We start from the raw sequence: 19,219 nt of genomic DNA on the forward strand, positions 1-19,219 counted from the left end.
AGATTAACCGGCGACCTTCTGGCCGGCGTCGGCCTTGCCGTCGGCGTCGACCGCCTTGCCCGGCGCGATGCCCGCCATGGCGAAGGCGCCGCCACCACCGGAACCGGCGGCCGGCGTCAGGTCGTACGCGGTCTCGCCGTGGTCGGCGATGTCGATGCCGCCGATCTCCGCCTCCGGGCTGACACGCAGCAGCTTGACCGCCTTCAGCACCAGGGCGATCACGGCCGCGACGGCCATCGAGTACACGGTGACCACCGCGCTGCCGGCGAACTGACTCCACAGCTGACCCGCGCCGCCGCCGTAGAAGAGGCCCTCCTTGGCGCCGAGCACGTCGGTGATCGCGCCGTTGACGTCGGTCGTGGCGAAGAAGCCGATGAACAGCGAGCCGATCCAGCCACCGACGAAGTGGACGCCGACCACGTCCAGGGAGTCGTCGTAGCCCAGCCGGTACTTCAGCCCGACCGCCAGGGCGCAGGCCACACCGGCGATGAGACCGAGCAGCACGGCCGGCAGCGGGGCGATGAAGCCGCAGGCCGGGGTCACCGCGACCAGGCCGGCGACCGCGCCGGAGGACGCGCCGACCAGGGTCGGTTTGCGGTCCCGGATCCACTCGACGACGCACCAGCCGACCAGGGCGGCGGCGGTGGCGAGCTGGGTGTTGACGAACGCGACACCGGTGGTGCTGTCGACGGTCAGCTCGGAGCCGGCGTTGAAGCCGAACCAGCCGAACCACAGCAGGCCGGCGCCGAGGGCGACGAACGGCACGTTGTGCGGCCGCATGTTCTCCCGCGGCCAGCCGATCCGCTTGCCGAGCACCAGGGCGACACCGAGAGCGGCCGCACCGGCGTTGATGTGGACCGCGGTGCCACCGGCGAAGTCGAGCGCGTGCAGCTTGGCGCCGATCCAGCCACCGCCCCAGACCCAGTGCGCGACCGGGACGTAGACGACGGTGAACCAGCCGATGGCGAAGAGGACCCAGCCGCCGAACTTGAGGCGGTCCGAGAGGGCGCCGCTGATCAGGGCGACGGTGATGACGGCGAACATCATCTGGAACGCCATGAAGACGTAGACCGGGATGCCGGTCGTGCCCCAGATGTCGGCCGCCCAGCCGGTGCCGGTGCCGCCGTACTGGGTGAGGTTGCCGATGAAGTTGTTCAGGGTCGCGTTGCCGCTGGCCCCGAAAGCGAGGCTGAAGCCGTAGAGCGCCCAGAGCACGGAGATGAGTCCGATGCACGAGAAGCTCATCATCATCATGTTGAGGACGCCCTTGGACCGGTTGAGGCCGCCGTAGAACAGCGCCAGGCCCGGGGTCATGAGCAAAACGAGCGCAGACGACAGGAGCAACCAGGCGGTGTTGCCGGTATCGATCTCCACGCTGCCTCCTCTCGGAATTAAGTGTCTTCACACCTGACCGAGGAGGGCTGCATCGCCTGTCGGCCGGCTCGAGGCAGAGCGTTCCGGTCGGCTGTTTCGCGCATGGTCTACGCGCGATTTCCGGGGCGTCACGGGTTGTTTCCGACGTGTGAAGAAACTCTCACAATCGGTTAGTTGATCTCCGGTGAACTGGCAGAATGGCCATTCGCCCAGTGACCATGATCAACGAAGGGCGTACTCCAGCGTGTGCCGCTCGTAATCGAGCAGGCGCAGATCACGCATCGGCCGACGCAGATGCCCCTTGTGCACGATGCGGACGAATGCCGGGTCTCCGGCGGCCGCCATCCGGCGGATGCCCTCGACGTGGTCGACGATCCGCTTCCGGATGGTCCGGACCAGCCGGTGCCGGTCGCGCGGGATCAGCCCGTAGGCGTCGGCGAACAACCGCAGCCGCCGCGGCCGGTTCGGCCGCTTCCACCCGAGCGTGTACGAGTCCCGGTCGCTGAACAGCGGCACCCACGTCCACGCCGCGTACGCCACGTCGTAGATCCGCGAGCCGGGCGAGGCCAGGTCGAAGTCGATCAGGGCGAGGGTGCCGTCCGGCCGCCAGACCACGTTGTGCGGGGCGGCGTCGTGGTGGCAGATCACCTCGGTGTCCGGCGGCGGCGGCCCGAACGAGCGCCAGACGGCGCCGGGCGGGGGCACGAAACCGTACTGCGCGTCGTGGAACATCCGCAGCATGGTGGCGACGGTGACCAGCGCCTCCTCGGTCACCCAGTGCGGGGCCAGCGGATATTCCCCGCACTCGCCGTCGAGGTAGGTGAGGACCTCCCGGCCCTTCTCGTCCATGCCCAGCGCGCTCGGCGAGCCGGTGAACCCGACCCGCTCCAGGTGGTTGAGCAGCGCGTGGACGGCGGGCGTCCACGGCCCGGCGTTACGCCGGACCGTGTCACCGATCCGGGACACCGTGCTGACGTTGCCACCGTGCAGCGGTATCTCGCGCAGCGGCTCCTGCGTCACCCACAGCCTCCCTGGATATACCCGCGAAACAAAGCGAGCCTACGCGGTCTCGCCGAGCAGGGCTTCGACGAAGGCCGCCGGTTCGAACGGCGCGAGGTCGTCCGGGCCCTCGCCCAGACCTACCAGCTTGACCGGAATACCCAGCTTGCGCTGCACCGCGATGACGATGCCGCCCTTCGCGGTGCCGTCGAGTTTGGTGAGCACCACACCCGTGACGTCCACCACCTCGGTGAACACCCGGGCCTGCTCCAGGCCGTTCTGTCCGGTGGTGGCGTCCAGCACCAGCAACGTCTCGTCGACCGGGCCGTGCTTCTCGACCACCCGCTTGACCTTGCCGAGCTCGTCCATCAGGCCGACCTTGTTCTGCAGCCGGCCCGCCGTGTCCACCACCACGGTGTCCACGCCGGTCTCGATGCCCCGCTTGACCGCGTCGAACGCCACGCTGGCCGGGTCGCCGCCCTCCGGGCCGCGGACCGTCTCGGCGCCGACCCGCTCACCCCAGGTGGCCAGCTGCTCGGTGGCCGCCGCCCGGAACGTGTCGGCCGCGCCGAACAGCACGCTGCGGCCGTCGGCGATCAGCACCCGGCCGATCTTCCCGCAGGTGGTGGTCTTGCCGGCGCCGTTGACGCCGACCACCATCAGGACCGCCGGACGGCCGTCGTGCGGGGCGGTCCGCAGACTGCGGTCCAGCTCCGGCTCCAGGGCCGCGGTCAGCTCCTCGGCGAGCTGCTCGCGCACCTCGGCCACGGTGCGGCTGCCGAGGATCCGCACCCGCTCCCGCAGCCGTTCCACGATCACCTGGGTGGCCTCGACCCCGACGTCCGCGGTGATCAGGCTGTCCTCGATCTCCTCCCAGTCGTCCTCCTCCAGGTGGTCCCGGGAGAGCACGGCCAGCAGGCCACGGCCCAGCGCGGTCTGCGAGCGGGCCAGCCGGGCGCGCAGCCGGACCAACCGGCCGGCGGTCGGCTCGGGCGTCTCGACCACCGGCGCCTCGACCACCGGTTCCTCGACCACCGGCGGCTCGACGACCGGCGCCTCGACCACCGGCGCCTCGACCCGCTCGATGAGCGGAGGCAGCTCCTCCTCCGCCGGGACCGGAGGCGCCGTGGGCGGCCGCTCAAGGGTGGTGGTGGAGCCTCCGGACTGCGGCGGGAGCTCCCGGCGGCGCATCTTCGGCACCACCAGCCCGACCGCGCCCACGATCAGGACGACGAGCAGGATCACTGCGGCGACCACGTATTCCATGCCGAAATCCTGACAGATGCGCCGTCCGGCCGTGGCAGAGGCCACGCACTGGCGGTTGCGGGCGCTGATTGGGAAGTATGTGAGCACCCCCCGAGAACCAGCGTGGAAGGCTCTCCCATGCGAAACACCCCCGGCGCCGTACGGTGACCGCTCAACTGCTCATCGGACCGGTGCTGCGCCGGGTCGTCGGCGACCGCGCCACCATCTGGGTGGAGACCAGCGCCCCCGCACGGGTACGGATCGAGGCCGGGGGCGGGGCCGCCGGGTCGGCGGCCACGTTCTGCGCGTACGGCCACCACTACGCCCTGGTCGTGGTCAGCGGCCTGGCCCCGCACGCCGCGCACGCCTACCGGGTGTACCTGGACGAGGAGCAGGTCTGGCCGGCGGCCGGCTCGCCGTACCCGCCCTCGGTGATCCGGACCCGGGCCGCCGACGACGCCGACCAGCCGGTCAGCCTGCTCTTCGGCTCCTGCCGCCGGGGCACCCCGCAGGCCACCGGCCGGCACCTTCCCCCGGACGCGCTGGACGCGTACGCCCGGCGCCTGATGGCCGAGCCGGAGCACCGCCCGGACCTGCTGGTCCTGCTCGGCGACCAGGTCTACGCGGACGAGACCTCGCACAAGGTGCGCCGCTTCCTGCGCCGCAGCCGCCCGGCCGGCCAGGACGGCCCGGCCGACCAGGTGATCACCTTCGAGGAGTACACCAAGCTCTACCTGGAGTCCTGGCGCGACCCGGAGGTGCGCTGGCTGTTCTCCACGGTGCCCAGCGTGATGATCTTCGACGACCACGAGCTGATCGACGACTGGAACACCTCGGCGTCCTGGCGCGCCGACATGGCCCGCCAGGCGTGGTGGTCCGAGCGGATCGCCGGTGGCCTCGGCTCCTACTGGGTCTACCAGCACCTGGGCAACCTGAGCCCGGACGAGCTGGCCGCCGACCCGCTGTTCCGGAAGGTGTCCGAGGCCCGGGACGCCACCGACCTGCTGCGCGAGTTCGGCCGCCGGGTGGACCAGCCGGAGCAGGCGGAGAACACCGACCGGCCGTACCGGTGGAGTTTCGCCCTCGACCTGGGCCGTACCCGCCTGGTCGTGCTGGACAACCGGTGCAACCGGGTGCTCACCCCGGGCGCGCGGGCGATGCTGCCGCCCGCCGAGTGGGAGTGGTTCCTCGACCAGGCCCACGGCGAGTACGACCACCTGGTCGTCGGCTCGTCGCTGCCGTGGCTGATGCCGCCCGCCATCCACCACCTGGAAGCGTGGAACGAGCGGGTCGCCGAGTCGCGCCGGCCCCGGTGGGCGGCGTTCGGCGAGAAGCTGCGGCGCGCCTTCGACCTGGAGCACTGGGCCGCGTTCACCCGCTCGTTCACCGCGCTGGGCGAGCTGTTCCGGCGGCTCGGGGAGGGCGGCGTGGCGGCGCCCGGGCACCGGGTCGGCGCCGGCGGGGCGTACGCCGCGCCGGCCTCGATCAGCGTGCTCTCCGGTGACGTGCACCACTCGTACGTGGCGCGGGCCGACTTCGGGCACGCCATGGCGACCCCGGTGATGCAGCTCACCTGCTCGCCGATCCACAACGAGGTGCCGCTGCCGCTGCGGCCGCTGATGCGGGTCAGCTGGCTGCCGCCGGTGGCCCGGGTGGCCCGCGGACTCGCCAGGTCGGCCGGGGTGGCCAAACCGGCGATCCGGTGGAAGCGGCTGTCCGGTCCGTATTTCGGCAACGCGATCGGCACGCTGACCCTGGACGGGACCACGGCCAGCGCGCGCATCGAGGGCACCACCGGGGACGGGCGCCTGCACGAGGTCGCCGCCGCCGACTACCGCCCGGTCAGTCGCCGAGGCGCGGGATCGTCGACCGCCCCTGATCCCGTACGGTGAAGGCGCTCATCGCGTCGCCCTCCCCGCTCTCCTGGACGACGACCCGGTCGTCGCCGCCCTCGGCGAACGCGTAGAGGCCGCCGACCTCGATCAGCCGTCCCTTGCCGTCCGGCGTCTTCGGGAAGGTGAAGACCTGGTCGGCCTTGCCGGCATCGCACGCGGTGATCTTCAGGTCCAGCGCCGCGCCCCCGCCGGGCGAGTGGACGGACAGGCACCAGGCCTCCCCACCCTTGATCATCTTGGCGGTCTTGAGCAGATACCGGTCGCCGCCGGCCTGGACCGGCGCGGGCACGAAGAGCGCCCGGTCGCTGAGGTGGTCGGTCAGGGTGACCACCCCGGCGGACCCGACCGTCAGCATCTTGCGGCCACCCGACCGGACGGTGGCGAAGACCAGCTGGCGGTCGGCCCGCACGGCCGCGCCCGGGCCGACCGGCGCGATCCCGGCCGGGGCGGTGGTCGCCGCCGGGGCGCCGCCGCTGACCGGCGAGCTGCTCGGCGCCGGGGCGCCGCTCGACGCCGGGGCGCTGCTCGACGCGGGCGCACCGCTCGACGCCGGGGTCGCGCCGGGCGCGGCGCCGGCCGCGGGCCCGGCGTCGTCGGAGGAGGAGCAGGCCGCGACGCTCAGGGCGAGGGCGCAACCGCCGGCGAGCAGGCCGATCTTGGCCACAGCTGACATGACGATCCCTTCGGGGCAGGCGTGCCGCGGTGGCACGTCGCCCATCCTGGACGGCCCCGGCTGGCGAGACCGGTCCCGATCGCCGACCCGGCATCAATCCGGGAGATCGAGCGCCTTCCGCAGGTACGGCACGTGCTGCGGCCCGCTCCACCGGTAGCCGGCCAGCCCGGCGGCCCGGGCCCCGCGGATCGCCCGGTCGTCGTCGTCCACGAACAGCACGTGCTTGGGCAGCTCGCCGATCCCCTGGCAGGCCTGCTCGAAGAACTCCGGCGCCGGCTTGTGCGTCTTCAGGTCCCACGAGTTGAGGATCACGTCCACCTCGCCGGTGAGGCCGAGCGCGTCCAGATCCCCGCGGAGCCGGTCGGTGCCGTTGGTGGCCAGCCCGACCTTGCGCCCGGCGGCGCGCACGCCACGGACGAACGCCAGCGCCTCCGGGTCCACCTCGCCCCGGTACGCCTGCCACTCGGCGACCGCCGCGGCCGCCTCCGCCGCGTCCAGCGGCAGCCGGCCGGCGACCAGGCTCATCCACTCCGCGTCGGAGATCTCCCCGGCCATCGCCGGGCGGTAGATGTCCCAGGACATCGAGGTCTCCAGCAGGGAGGCCGGTTTGAGGCCGTACCTCACCTCGACGGCGATCATCGGGGCCGGGTCCCAGCGGCGGAGCACGCCGTCCAGGTCGATCAACAGGGCCCGGGCGCGGTCGCGCATCTCTACCTAGTCCTCCGCATCAGGTCAGCCTTCGGTCCGCTCGGCGGCGGCATCGGGGTTCAGCCGCTGACTGATCACCTGCGTGACGCCGGCTCGCATGGTGACGCCGTAGAGGGCGTCCGCGACCTCCATCGTCCGCTTCTGGTGGGTGATGATGAGCAGCTGGCTCTTCTCCCGCAGTTGCTGGAAGAGGGTAATCAACCGGCCCAGGTTGACGTCGTCGAGGGCCGCCTCCACCTCGTCCATGATGTAGAAGGGCGACGGGCGGGCCCGGAAGATGGCGCAGAGCATGGCCACCGCGGTCAGCGAGCGCTCGCCGCCGGACAGCAGCGACAGCCGCTTGATCTTCTTGCCCGGCGGGCGGGCCTCCACCTCGACGCCGGTGGTCAGCATGTCCTCCGGGTCGGTGAGCACCAGCCGGCCCTCGCCACCGGGGAAGAGCACCTGGAACACGGTCTCGAACTCGCGGGCGGTGTCCTCGAACGCCGAGGTGAACACCTCCAGGATCCGGTCGTCCACGTCCTTGACCACGGTGAGCAGGTCCTTGCGGGTGGCCTTGAGGTCCTCCAGCTGGTCGGAGAGGAACTTGTAGCGCTCCTCCAGCGCGGCGAACTCCTCCAGGGCCAGCGGGTTGACCTTGCCGAGCAGGGTCAGGTCACGTTCCGCCTTGTTGGCCCGCTTCTCCTGGGTGGGCCGGTGGAACGGAACCGGCTCGGGAGCCGGCTTGCCGTCCTTCTCCGCGGCGGCCACCTCCGCCTGGGTCGGCGGAACCGGCTGCTCCGGGCCGTACTCGCGGATCAGCGTCTCGACGTCGAGCGAGAAGTCCTCGGCCGCCTTGGCCTCCAGCTGCTCGATACGCATCCGTTGCTCGGCGCGGGCCATCTCGTCCCGATGCACCTCACTGGTCAGCCGCTCCAGCTCGGCGCCCAGCCGTTTCGCCGTCGAGCGCACCTCCTGCAGCTCGGCCTCCCGGCTGGTCCGCTGGCTCGCGATCCGGTCGCGCTCCTCGGCGGCGGCGGCCAGCGAGACCGCGACCCGGGCCAGCGCGGTCGCCGCGGCCAGCGCCACCGCCCGGGCGATCTCCGCGCCCCGGGCCCGGGCGGCCCGGCGGGCCGCGGCCCGCTCCCGGGCCTGCCGCTCCGCGTTGGCCTGGCGCAGCAGCGAATCGGCGCGGCCGGCGATCGAGGAGACCCGCTCCTCGGCCGTACGCACGGACAGCCGCACCTCCATCTCGTTCTGCCGGGCCTGCGGCACCAGCGCGGCCAGCCGGTCGCGTTCCTCGGTGGACGGCTCCTCGTCGATCGGGGTGTCCTCGGCCAGCCGGAGCCGCTCCTCCAGCTCGGCCACCCGGATCAGGTCGGCCTCCCGGGCCGCCTCGGCCTTCTGCCGGGACGCGCCGAGCCGCTCGCTCTCCGCCTTCGCCGAGCGGGCGGCCGCCCCCAGCTCCGCCAGCCGCCGCGCGGCCGCGTTGCGCTCCCCCTCGGCGGCCCGCTTCGCCTGGGCGGCCGCGGTCACCGCCTGCTTCAGTTCGGCCACCCGGTCACGCGCCTCGGCCAGCTGCTCCTTGAGCGCGGCGATGCGCTCCTCGGCGGCGACCCGGCCGGCCCGCGCCTCGTCGACCGCCGCCTGCACCTCGATGTAGCTGGTCGCCTTCGCCGAACCACCGGCCGCCGCGTGCGCGCCGAGCACGTCGCCGTCCGGCGTCACGGCGCGCAGCTCGGCGTTGCCCGCGACCAGCGCGACCGCCGCCGCCAGGTCGGGAACCAGCACCACGTCACGCAAGGCGCGGTTGAGCGCCGGGCGGATCTGCTCCGGGCAGTCGATCACGTCGGGCGCCCACAGCGCGCCCTCCGGCAACGCCGGGCGCAGGCTGTCCCGCGGGCCCTGCAGGCCGGGCCCGGCCGGGGCCGCGATGACCAGCGCGGCCCGCCCGGCATCAGCGATCTTGAGGGTACGGACCGCCTCCACCGCCTCGTCCAGCCCGGTCAGCGCGACCGAGTCGGCGAGCGTGTCCAGCGCCGCGGACAGCGCCGCCTCGTGGCCGGGACGCACGGTCAGCATCGACGCCAGGCTGCCGAGCAGGCCCGGCACCTCGCCGGAGCGGGCCAGCAGCGCGCCCGCGCCGTCCTTGCGCTTGAGGCCCAGCGCGAGCGCCTCCTCGCGGGCCTTGAGGCCGGCCGCGTCCCTCTCCGCGGCACGCTCGGCGTCGGAGAGCTCGCGGACCACCGCGGCGGCCCGGTCGTGCGCGGCGACCGCCTCGTCGTGCCGGGCGTCCAGGTCGGCGTTGTCCCGGTCGGCCTCGGAGGACTCCGCGGCGACCAGGTCGACCTCGGCCTGCGCCGCCTCCGCCCGCATCAGCGCGTCCTCGTGCGCCGACGCCAGCCGCTCGATCTCCTCGGCGGCGCTGCTGGTCCGGGCGCGGGCGGCGTTCACGTTGCCGACCAGCTTGGCCAGGCCCTCCCGGCGGTCGGCGATCGCCTTCGCGGCCGCGCGCAGCTCCCCCTCCGCGGCGGCGAGCTGGCGTTCCAGCTCCTGACGGTGCTCGACCGCCTCGGCCAGCCGCATCTGGTCCTCGGTGAGCGCCTCGCGCAGTTCCTCCTCCTGCTCGCGGACCCGCTCGGCCTCCGCCTCCAGCATCTGCGGATCACGGCCGGGGCGCTCGTCGTCCGGGGTGGCGGCCAGGTGCCGCAGCCGCTCGGTGGCCAGCTGCTCGGTGGAGCGGAAGCGCTCCTGCAGGGTGGACAGCTTGTACCAGGTGTCCTGCGCGGCCTGCAGCAGCGGCGCGTCCTCGGCGTGCGCCAGCTCCAGGTCGGCCAGCATCCGCTGCACCTCGCGGTTCTCCGCCTCCACCTCGGCCCGCCGGTCGCGCATCGCGGCCTCGTCGGCGATCTCCCGGTCCAGCGTCGTACGCAGCGTGAACAGGTCGTCGGCGAGCAGCCGGAGCCGGGCGTCGCGCAGGTCGGCCTGGATGCCGGCGGCGCGCCGGGCCACCTCGGCCTGCCGGCCCAGCGGCTTCAGCTGGCGGCGCAGCTCGGCGGTCAGGTCGGTGAGCCGGTTCAGGTTGACCTGCATGGCGTCCAGCTTGCGGATCGCCTTCTCTTTGCGCTTGCGGTGCTTGAGGACCCCGGCCGCCTCCTCGATGAAGGCGCGGCGGTCCTCCGGCTTGGCGTGCAGCATCGCGTCCAGCCGGCCCTGGCCGACGATGATGTGCATCTCCCGGCCGATGCCGGAGTCGCTCAGCAGCTCCTGGATGTCGAGCAGGCGGCACGAATTGCCGTTGATCTCGTACTCACTGGCCCCGTCCCGGAACATCCGCCGGGTGATCGAGACCTCGGTGTAGTCGATCGGCAGCGCGCCGTCGTTGTTGTCGATGGTCAGCGTCACCTCGGCCCGGCCCAGCGGCGCCCGCCCGGCCGTGCCGGCGAAGATGACGTCCTCCATCTTGCCGCCCCGCAGCGCCTTCGCGCCCTGCTCGCCGAGCACCCAGGCGATGGCGTCGACGACGTTGGACTTGCCGGATCCGTTCGGCCCCACCACACAGGTGATGCCCGGCTCCAGCCGCAGCGTGGTCGCGGAGGCGAAGGACTTGAAGCCCTTGACCGTCAGGCTCTTGAGGTGCACGGATCTCCGGGGGTCGGCGGGTGGTCTGCTCCGGTGGCAGGCTACCCGCCGGGGCCGGGCTGGGCAGCGGTACGCCGCGCCCGGCGCATCCGGCCGCTCAGAATATCCGCCGGGTTCGCCGCCGGCCGCCCCTTACCCGGGCCGTTCTCCCAGGCCGGGGCCGGTGTGCACGGGGCGGTCCGGGCGACCGTCGCGGTGCGGAGGCGCGGGCGTCGGGCGGGGCTCGCACGGGGCGCGGCCGCGCCTGCGGACGGGGCCACCGGTTCGTACCCGGAAGGCCTTTTCCGGTGGCCATAGGCCGCAGCCGATGAGCGTTGCGTATTTCACAGCGACCGGAATCCGTGGCCGGGCCGTTCCGTGGCCCGAAGTCGGACAAAAAACTGCGCGCCGCCACGGCAGTGGAGGCGCGCTTTTTCTTTGGTGCAATTGTGGTGCATGGGGGATGAACGCCGGTCGGTCGCCCCGCAGAGACGTTCCGGCGATCCGTGGAGTCAGGTCAGAGCCGGCTCACTGAGCCGCAGAATGTCGTCCGCCTCGGCGGCAGCCGCCGCAAGGCGATCGTTTTCCGCCCGCAGGCGGGTGACCTCGAACTCCAGGGCCTGCACCCGGGAACGCAGTCGGGTGACCTCGTCGAGCAGGCGCCGGTCGGGCGCCGCACCTACGTGGCCGTAGAGGGCCTTCGCCATCGTGACTCCTTGTGACGCGGTGCGTCTCGTATGTGTTTGCTTCGCCGGAAACGGCCGGCCAAATGCGCGCCCAGCGCGAACTGACACACCAAAGCACTCACGGGCACGCGTGAGCACAGACTTCCGCCACTGCTGCGACGAAAACCTTTTAGGTGCGGATGCTCAAGCCACGAAGGGTGCCGAGGCATGAGTCGGCGCGACTGGCGACATCTCCATAGTCCGCCGATACCCATCCTCCGTCAAGCCGAGCGCACGCGGTCGCCCGGCCGACGTCAGTGAATCACGCCACCAGGGGGTCTTGAACTGCAATTATGCGCGTTTCCGGCGGTTCGCCGAGGCCGGTGGGAGACTGCCGGGCCACTCACTCGACGCATTTCGATCAACACCGTACGCGTCGGTCCGCCGCCGGGCCACTCATTTCGATCAACAAGATCGCCGCGTCGCACCACAACCCTTACCGGATCGCAACGTGGTCGCTCCCCGTGACCGGCGACGGCGAGCGCGGCGCCGCCCGGTCCGATCGGTCGCCGCCGCCCCCGCCACTCCGCCCGAGCCACCGGGCCGCCGCCGGGCGCCGCCCGCACCGCCCTCGATCCGCCGTCGGCCCAGCGCTCGATCGGCCCCGCCCACAGCCCCGGCCGAACACCGTGGCCTTTCGGGCAAATTCGGGCAAACGTGGGCGACAAATGGTGACAAACACCGCGTATTTCTGTCGCCTAGCTGACATGCTCCGCTGGCTCGGCCCCCCTCCGTCGTTGCCCCCAGCGTGAATCCGACCCCGTCGCGCGAGCGCATCTGTCTCCTCACCGGCGGCGGGTACCCGTACCGGCGGGACGCACTCGGAGGCTGGTGCCGGACCCTCGTCGAAGGGCTGCACCGGTTCCACTTCGAGTTGCTCACCGTCACGGATCGGGAACTGCCGTCCGCACCCGCGTACCCGCTTCCGGCCAACGTCGGCTCGGCGCGCGCCATCGCGCTCGGCCGCGAACCGGCCCGCTTCGAGCGCCGCCGCGCCCAGTTGCCCGACGGCGCCGTCGACGCGGTCGCCGAGCTGTGCCACGGGCTGCTCGACGACGCCGGCGCCGACCGGTTCGCCGGCGGGCTGCGGTGGATCGCCGACCTGGCCGGCAACCGGCCCAGCCCGCTCAGCCGGCTGCCACTGGCCGACAAGCTGCTGGACGCGTGGCGGGGGCGGCCCGAGGCCGTACCCGGACAGGAGCCGCCCGCGCCGAAGCTCAGCGTGCGCGACGCGCGGACCGCGGCCACCCTGCTGCGGCACGCCCTGCGCGCCCTCGCCGTGCCGGTCCCGGAAGCCGCCCTGGTGCACTGCGTGGGCGGCACCACCGCGCTGCTGGCGGCGCTGTCCGGCCGCTGGCGCAGCGGTACGCCGCTGCTGCTCACCGAGGCCCGCGCCCCGGTGACGAGGCAGCGGCCGGGTGAGGAGCGGCTCTCCCCCGCGGTCCGCCTGATCCTGCGCCGGTTCCGCGCCGCCGTGGCCCACGCCGGCTACGCCGAGGCCCAGCTGATCGCGCCACTGAGCGCCTACCACCACGACCGGGCGCTGGCACGCGGCGCGCAGCCGGCGCGCCTGGTCCCGGTGCCGGCCGGGGTGGACCCGCAGGAGTACCCGGGTGCCGCCGAACCGGACGCGCCGCCGACCGTGGTCTGGGCCGGCAGCGGCGGCCCGGACAGCGGCCTCACCCTCGTGCTGGACGCGTTCACCGAGGTCGCGGCCGCGCTGCCGGGCGCGGTGCTGCACCTCGTCGGGGTCACCGCCAAGCACGAGGAGCACTGCGCCGACCGGATCGAGCTCACCGGACTGGGCCGCGCCGTCCGGCTGCACCCGCTGCCCGCCGACCCGCGGGAGCGGTTCACCGTCGGCCAGGTCGTGGCGCACGTGCCGGGACCGTCCGACCCGCCGTACCGGCTGGCCGAGGCGATGATGTCGGGCCGCCCGGTGGTCGCCGTGGACATCGGCCCGGCCGGCGAGACGCTCGGCGACACCGGCGTGGTGGTCCCCGCGGGCGACCCGTCCGAGCTCGCCGCCGCCATCGTCGGCCTGCTGCGCGAGACGCCCCGGCGGCGCGCGCTGGGCGACGCGGCCCGCCAGCGCGCGCTCGACCACTTCACCGTCAACCGGGTGGTGCGGGTGTACAGCGCCCTCTACACCGACCTGGCCGCGCCACCCCCGGCGCCGGCCTTCGAACTGGCGCTCGCCGTTCCGGCGCCCCGGACCCCCATGCCGGCCACACTGCGCTGGCTCACCAGGGAGGACTGAAATGACGATCACTCCCCCACGCGGGACCAGCGGCACCTCCCGCCACCCCGCCCGCAACCGGCGCCGCCGCCCCCAGACGCCGGGCGAGCCGCGGCACGCCGCCGCCGGTGGGGCGGCGCCGGAGGAGACGCCGGCCCCCCGCCGCTGCTCCGACAAGCCGGGCCGGCATCCGGGTGAGCGACCCGGAGACGCGTCCGAGGACGTACGGACGCCGACCGGCGTACACCCGGAGACCGGCGACGATCCGGCGGCGCCGTTTCCGCTGCGTCCCGCCGTGCCGCAGCCGTCGGGCCGAGCTGTGCCGGTTGTGCGGCCACCGGTTCCCGGGCCGCCGGCTCCGGCGTCGCCGTTCTCCGTGGCGCCGGAGCCGGCCCCGTCGTTCCCGGCGGGGCCGCTCCCGGGGTCACCGCTCCCGCCGGCATCGCCGTCCGGCTCACCGCTGCCGGTGGCAACGCCCCGCACTTCACCGCTTCCGGGCGCAACAGCGATCGACTCGCCGCTGCCACCGGCGGCACCCACCGGCTCACCGCTGCCGGCGGCACTCCGGTCGGCGGCGTCACCTCCGTCACCGGCGATCGCCGAGGCCGGCGGATTGGGGGCGCGGCTCTACGAGGTGCTGTCCGACTCGGAGCGGGAAACCGCGGTCGCCGAGACGTTGCTGTTCGTGAAGCCGGCCTTCGCCACGGCCCTGCCCGGTCGCGGGCCGCGCGGCACGGCTGCGCGCGGCCCGGCGGAGCTGCCGGGGGCAGATGCCGGGCGTGGAGCGGACACCTTCGCCGGGACGGATGTTCGCGCAACGGCAGGTGCCGGGCGCGGAGCGGACCCGCTCCCTCGGACGCGGTGGCCCGGTCCGATCGCCGGGCCGGGGGTGGACCCGGCCGACGGGACCGGTCGGGCTCGCGCGGGGGCCGCCCTGGGAGTCGACGCACTCGGCCGGCCGATCTCGGCGGGCGCCGGGCCCGCTCCCGGGGTGGAGTGGCTCGGCGCGACGGCTTCGCCGGACGTGAGCACGGTGCCCGGGGTGGATGCGGGCTGCCCGGGAGACGAGCCCGAGGTTTCCGCTCCCGCGAGTCCCGCGACGGTTCCGCCGGCCGAGCGACCGGGTCGGCGGGACGTCACCCCGATGACGGAGAGGTTCCTGTTCGGGACGCCGGCCCGCCATGCGCACGAGCCGCGGTCGCCGATCGACGGGACGGCGGAGACGCTGCTGTTCGCGGGACTGGCCCGGGCTCTGGCGACCGCCGAGGGCACCACAGACCCGCGCCGGCCCGGCGATGCGCAGGCCCGGGCGCGGCACCAGCAAGCCGCGACCGGGCCGGCCGACACCCGAGAGCATCGGTCGATCGACAGCACGCCCGCCTGGACCGAAAACGACCGCCCGGGCGCGGCGCATGAGCCGCCCGGCGCCGGAGGTGAGCCGCCGCGGGCCGAGGACGGGGACGAGCCCCCGGCCCGCGGCGGGGCCGCCGGGGCCGGCGAGGGCCCCGCCTGGGGTGGCCCGGTCCCCGCGTGGGCCGGTGGTGCGTCGGCTCTCGCCGGGTACCGCCGGGGTGCGGCGGGATCAGCGACCGCGCCGGCGGAGAGCGCGGCGGGGCTCGGCACCCGGTCCGCGGGAGACGGAGGCGCGGCCTCGGGGCACGACCCGGCGTACCGGGAAATCGACGGCGCCGGCCACCGCGGGCCGGAAGGCCGCCATCGGACCTGGACCGATCCTGATCAGGGTGCGGTGGAGTCGGCCGGGGGGTCGCGTGCCCGCCGACGTGGATGGCGTAAGCGGGACCGGACCGCCGCCCCGGCGGAGGCGGCCACGGCCTCGACCGGGTGGACGGCCTCGGTCGGGTGGACGCCGAACCGCGAGCGGAACCGGCCGGCCGCCGACCGGAACATCCCCGCAGCCGACGATCCGCGAGACGGGACCGCGGCCGACCCGGACGCTCCCACAGCCGGCACGCCACGACAACGGGCCGCCACGGCTGAACCGAACGTCTCCACGGTCGACGACCTGCCGCACCGGGCCGCCGCGGCCGGACCGGCCGGCTCCGCGGCACATGATCTCCGGGACGGCCTCTGCCGGCCGGGGGCCGATGTGCCGGACGGGACCGACGGGTCGGACGTCCGGCTGGGACCGGGGCCCCAGCGACGTGCCGCCCGGCGGCGGGCGCGGGGTCCGGAGCGACCCACCACGGCCGCGGACGCCGCCTGGAAGGCGTTCACCGAGGGCGACCGGGAACCGGGCGCCGAGATCCGCACCGGGCGGCGCGCCAGGCGCCGCCGGACGTCCCCGAACGCCGGGTCGCCCCCGCCCAGCGAGACCTCCCCGACCAGCGAGACGTCCGCCAGCAGCGAGACGTCCCCGACCAGCGAGACCTCCGCGAGCAGCGAGACGCCCGCGAGTATCGGAGTGTCCGCGAACAACGGGACATCGGCGAGTGCCGCGGCGGGCGCGGGTGCCGGGACATCCGGGAACACCGCAGCGGGCACGATCGCCGGGGCGGCCTCGATCGGCGAGCCCGGGTCTGCGCTGAACCCCGGGCCCGAGCCCGCGTGCGAATCCGCGGCCGGGGCAGCGCCGCAGCGGCGGCTGTTCCTCTGGCCGGTCGCCCTGCGCTGCCTGCTGTACCTCGGGCCGCTCAGCGTCGCCGTCGCCGGGATCGGCGCGCTGGAGCGGGTCGCCTGGCCCGTTCCCGCCGCCACGCTGCTGCTCGGCTGGGCCGCGGCGCAGGCGCTGACCAGCGTCGGCGTCACGGTGGCGCGGCGCGCCGGGCGGGCGGCGGCGGCCCGCCTGGTCGGCGCCGGGTTCGCCGCGGTCACCGCCCTGTGGTGCGCGCTGGTGTGGATCGCGCCGGCCACCGTGCTGGGGCCGGACCGGCTGCTCGCCGCGTCGGTCGGCGCGGGCGGGCTGGCCACCCTGGCGACGGTGACCGCGGCGCTGGTCACCCGGTCCGAGGCGGCGGTGATCCGCTGGTACCTGCCGTGCTGGCTGCTGGCCGGCGCGACACTGGCCGCGGTCGGCGGGACCGGTTGGGCGGGGTACGTCCCGGTGGAGACGCTGCTGCCGGCGGCGCTCGTGCTGGCGCTGGTCCGGGCGTTCCGGCCGGTCGTGCTGGGCGGGCCGGGGGGCCGGATCCCGCGCCTGACCGCGGCGGAACGCCGGCGCGGGCTCGCGTACCTGATCATCGGCATCTCGCAGGCGATCTGCGCGGCGCTGCTCTGGCAGGCCGGTCCGGCCGTCACCCCGGCGCCGGCCGCGCTGCCGCTGCTCCTCTCGGTTCCGCTGCTGGAAGCCCTGATCGGCTGGCACACCGCGCGGATCGACGCCGGGCTCGACTGCGCGGAGAGCACCGCCGAGCTGGACCGGCACGTCCGCAACGTCACGGTGATCACGCTGGCCGGGCTGCTCCCGCCGCTGGCCGCCGGCGGGGCGCTGGCGCTGGTGGCGTACCAGCTCCCGTACGGACTGGCCAGCCTCTCCGGCGCCCGGGAGGCGGCGCTCGCGCTGGCCGCCGGGACGCTGCTCGGCGGAGTGTTCGCGGTCACGTTCCTGCTCGCCGCGCGGCGCCGTACCGGCATCGCCGCCACCCTGGCCGCCGGCCCGCCGCTGGCCACCCTCACCCTGCCGCTGTTCCCGCAGGCCGCGGGTCCGCTGCCGCTCGCCGTCGCCGTACTGGCCGCGACGCACGTGGCCGGCCTGCTCATCGTCGCCCTGACCGCCGCCGATCTTCGGAGGACACCGTGAAGACCCTGTTCCCGCCGTACGCCCACCCCGGCCCCGAACTGGAGCTCGACGCCGACACCTGGATCGTGCGCGAGCACCCCGGTGACCGGCGCACCCTGCACCAGTCGCTGGGGCGTATCGACCTGGACTGGGGCAGCCGTTCCCTGGCCGACGTCCTCACCGACGTGGACGCCTGGCGGGCCGACGGCGTGGAAGGCCTGTTCCTGGACCGCGCGCCGGCCTGCTCCGGCGGCGTCGGCCCGGTCGCCCTGACGGTACGGCTGGCGGCCCGCCGTGGCCTGCACCGGGTCGTCCTGAACCCGGGGGTGCCGACGCACCCGCTCTACCGGGATCTGGGGGTGCGGATCTGCACGTTCGACGGGCCGTGGTCGGCGTACCAGACCTGGGACGGCGACGGCACCCGCCCCGGCGACGGCCACCTCGTGCACGGCGTACCGTCTGCCCTGCTCACCGCGGCCCGGCGCCTGATGGGCCGGCGCGGCGCCGGCTTCGGCCTGGCCACCGACGCCACCCCGGAACTGAGCCCGGCGGGCGCGCCGGGCGGCGGCGCCCACAGCGCCGACTGACGCCCTCCGGTACGCCAGCCCCGCCCGCCCGTGGCCCGGCTGGTGCCGGCGGCGGTCGCCCGATCCGGGATGACCACCGCCGGCACCAGCCGACGGCAGGGAGCCGGCACTGAGCGCTGTCATCCGGCCGGGAGGGCAGGCCTTCGGCCATCAGCCGGAAGCCGGCCGGACTCGAAACCCGCGGCTCAACCCGGCCGGAGACCGCTCCCAGCACCAACGGCAACCGGCGCCGGCAACCGCGACCACCAGACCCCGCCGCCTGGCGACCAGGAACCCCAGCCCCAGACCACCACAACCGGCCCCGGCAACCGCGACCACCACAACCGCCGCCTGGCAACCCCAGCCCCAGACCACCACAACCGGCCCCGGCAACCGCGAACCCCCGCCACCGAACCACCACGACCGGCCTCAGACCTCGCATGCCGTCCCCGTAAGGAGAGGCGCGGGAGGGCGGCGCGACGCACGGGGCCGGGTCGTGGACTCGGGCGGCTCAGGTCGTACGCGAGCGGGGTTTCGGCTGGCACCGCGGGCAACTGAACGACGACCGGTTCATGAAGCTCTCCCGTCGCAGGAGCGCGCCGCAGCGACGGCAGGGCTCCCCCTCGCGGCCGTACGCGTTCAGGGACCGGTCGAAGTACCCGCTCTCGCCGTTGACGTTCACGTAGAGCTCGTCGAAGCTCGTCCCGCCGGCCGTGATCGCCTCGCCGAGGACGTCGCGGACGTGCCCGAGCAGGCGCTGGACCGCCGGGTGGGTGAGCTTGTCGGTGGGCCGGGTGCCGTGCAGTCCGGCCCGCCACAGGGCCTCGTCCGCGTAGATGTTGCCGACGCCGGAGATCAGCGTCTGGTCGAGCAGGGCGCGCTTGATCTCGGTGTGCCGCCCGCGGAGGCGGGCCGAGAACGCCGCGTCGTCGAAGAGCGGATCCATCGGGTCGCGGGCGATGTGCGAGATCTCGTCGGGCAGTTCCGCGCCGCCCTCGGAGACCGACAGGCCGCCGAACGTGCGCTGGTCGACGAAACGCAGCTGCGGCCCACCGTCGGTGAAGGTGAAGCGGACCCGCAGGTGCTTCTCGTCCTCGGCGGTGGCCGGCTGCATCAGCAGCTGCCCGCTCATCCCGAGGTGGGCGATGATCGCGTCACCGGAGTCGAGCGGAAGCCACAGGTATTTGCCGCGGCGCGACACGTCCAGGATGGTGCGTCCGGTCAGCATGGCGACGAAGTGCCGGTCGCCGGGCAGGTGGCGGCGGATCGCCCGCGGGTGGCGCACCTCGACCGCCGCGATCGTGCGGCCGGCCACCCACTTGGCCAGGCCCATCCGGACGGTCTCGACCTCGGGAAGCTCGGGCAAAAGGGGTCCTCAGGGATCGTCGTCGTAGGGCGGCGTCAACAGTACGCCGACGCCGAAGCCGGACCTGCCAGGCCGCTCGGCGGCACCGCCGGA

12 protein-coding genes are annotated in these 19,219 nt (G+C 74.3%); 4 read left to right on the plus strand and 8 right to left on the minus strand.

What is annotated here, in order from left to right; all coding sequences use genetic code 11:
• Window positions 1-3: 3 nt before the first annotated feature.
• From ACTEI_RS31340 to ftsY, 3 genes are all read right to left on the minus strand, one after another.
• Window positions 4-1,314 carry an ammonium transporter gene (locus ACTEI_RS31340; RefSeq protein ID WP_280525902.1) on the minus strand — a complete coding sequence of 437 codons (1,311 nt, stop codon included), beginning with the start codon at window positions 1,312-1,314 and terminating at the stop codon, window positions 4-6.
• Window positions 1,315-1,596: 282 nt separating this feature from the next.
• Window positions 1,597-2,394 (minus strand): aminoglycoside phosphotransferase family protein, encoded by a 798-nt coding sequence (locus tag ACTEI_RS31345; RefSeq protein WP_122980938.1) that lies wholly within the window; start codon window positions 2,392-2,394, stop codon window positions 1,597-1,599.
• Between the two features lie 39 nt (window positions 2,395-2,433).
• Window positions 2,434-3,639 (minus strand): signal recognition particle-docking protein FtsY, encoded by a 1,206-nt coding sequence (gene ftsY / locus ACTEI_RS31350; protein WP_122980939.1) that lies wholly within the window; start codon window positions 3,637-3,639, stop codon window positions 2,434-2,436.
• Between the two features lie 143 nt (window positions 3,640-3,782).
• On the opposite strand from ftsY, the gene ACTEI_RS31355 reads away from it, so the two are divergent.
• Window positions 3,783-5,510: an alkaline phosphatase D family protein gene (locus tag ACTEI_RS31355; protein ID WP_122980940.1), complete on the plus strand. Its 1,728-nt coding sequence runs from the start codon at window positions 3,783-3,785 to the stop codon at window positions 5,508-5,510.
• Here ACTEI_RS31355 and ACTEI_RS37520 read toward each other — a convergent pair.
• From ACTEI_RS37520 to ACTEI_RS31380, 4 genes are all read right to left on the minus strand, one after another.
• Entirely contained in the window at window positions 5,461-6,186 is a 726-nt protein-coding gene (locus tag ACTEI_RS37520; RefSeq protein WP_164466199.1) for a hypothetical protein, read from the minus strand. The genes ACTEI_RS31355 and ACTEI_RS37520 overlap by 50 nt on opposite strands.
• 93 nt (window positions 6,187-6,279) lie before the next feature.
• Window positions 6,280-6,894 (minus strand): HAD family hydrolase, encoded by a 615-nt coding sequence (locus ACTEI_RS31370; protein WP_122980942.1) that lies wholly within the window; start codon window positions 6,892-6,894, stop codon window positions 6,280-6,282.
• Window positions 6,895-6,918: 24 nt separating this feature from the next.
• Window positions 6,919-10,515, minus strand: a complete 3,597-nt coding sequence (gene smc, locus ACTEI_RS31375; protein ID WP_122980943.1) for a chromosome segregation protein SMC — start codon at window positions 10,513-10,515, stop codon at window positions 6,919-6,921.
• A gap of 491 nt (window positions 10,516-11,006) precedes the next feature.
• A complete protein-coding gene (locus ACTEI_RS31380; protein WP_122980944.1) occupies window positions 11,007-11,201 on the minus strand; it encodes a hypothetical protein in 195 nt (64 codons plus the stop codon).
• A gap of 766 nt (window positions 11,202-11,967) precedes the next feature.
• On the opposite strand from ACTEI_RS31380, the gene ACTEI_RS31385 reads away from it, so the two are divergent.
• The 3 genes from ACTEI_RS31385 (at window position 11,968) to ACTEI_RS31395 (ending at window position 17,781) form a co-directional block, all read left to right on the plus strand.
• Window positions 11,968-13,479, plus strand: coding sequence for a DUF3492 domain-containing protein (locus ACTEI_RS31385; RefSeq protein WP_122980945.1), 1,512 nt, complete (start codon window positions 11,968-11,970; stop codon window positions 13,477-13,479).
• Between the two features lie 1,123 nt (window positions 13,480-14,602).
• Window positions 14,603-17,215: a hypothetical protein gene (locus ACTEI_RS38775; protein ID WP_239082113.1), complete on the plus strand. Its 2,613-nt coding sequence runs from the start codon at window positions 14,603-14,605 to the stop codon at window positions 17,213-17,215.
• Entirely contained in the window at window positions 17,212-17,781 is a 570-nt protein-coding gene (locus ACTEI_RS31395; protein WP_122980946.1) for a spherulation-specific family 4 protein, read from the plus strand. Before ACTEI_RS38775 ends, ACTEI_RS31395 begins: the two co-directional genes overlap by 4 nt.
• A 490-nt stretch (window positions 17,782-18,271) precedes the next feature.
• Here the strand turns inward: ACTEI_RS31395 and mutM are convergent, their stop codons facing one another.
• The gene (gene mutM, locus ACTEI_RS31400; RefSeq protein WP_122980947.1) at window positions 18,272-19,126 is read right to left on the minus strand and encodes a bifunctional DNA-formamidopyrimidine glycosylase/DNA-(apurinic or apyrimidinic site) lyase; all 855 of its coding nucleotides are present in this window, start codon (window positions 19,124-19,126) and stop codon (window positions 18,272-18,274) included.
• Window positions 19,127-19,219: the final 93 nt, after the last annotated feature.

Source organism: Actinoplanes teichomyceticus ATCC 31121 (genome assembly GCF_003711105.1).
Classification (GTDB): domain Bacteria; phylum Actinomycetota; class Actinomycetes; order Mycobacteriales; family Micromonosporaceae; genus Actinoplanes; species Actinoplanes teichomyceticus.

What these genes read in the sequence shown, in the direction of transcription:
- ACTEI_RS31340 (WP_280525902.1), bottom strand. Translation starts at nt 1,314, where the DNA reads ATGACCCCGGGCCTGGCGCTGTTCTACGGCGGCCTCAACCGGTCCAAG.
- ftsY (WP_122980939.1), bottom strand. Translation starts at nt 3,639, where the DNA reads ATGGAATACGTGGTCGCCGCAGTGATCCTGCTCGTCGTCCTGATCGTG.
- ACTEI_RS37520 (WP_164466199.1), bottom strand. Translation starts at nt 6,186, where the DNA reads ATGTCAGCTGTGGCCAAGATCGGCCTGCTCGCCGGCGGTTGCGCCCTC.
- ACTEI_RS31370 (WP_122980942.1), bottom strand. Translation starts at nt 6,894, where the DNA reads ATGCGCGACCGCGCCCGGGCCCTGTTGATCGACCTGGACGGCGTGCTC.
- ACTEI_RS31380 (WP_122980944.1), bottom strand. Translation starts at nt 11,201, where the DNA reads ATGGCGAAGGCCCTCTACGGCCACGTAGGTGCGGCGCCCGACCGGCGC.
- ACTEI_RS38775 (WP_239082113.1), top strand. Translation starts at nt 14,603, where the DNA reads ATGACGGAGAGGTTCCTGTTCGGGACGCCGGCCCGCCATGCGCACGAG.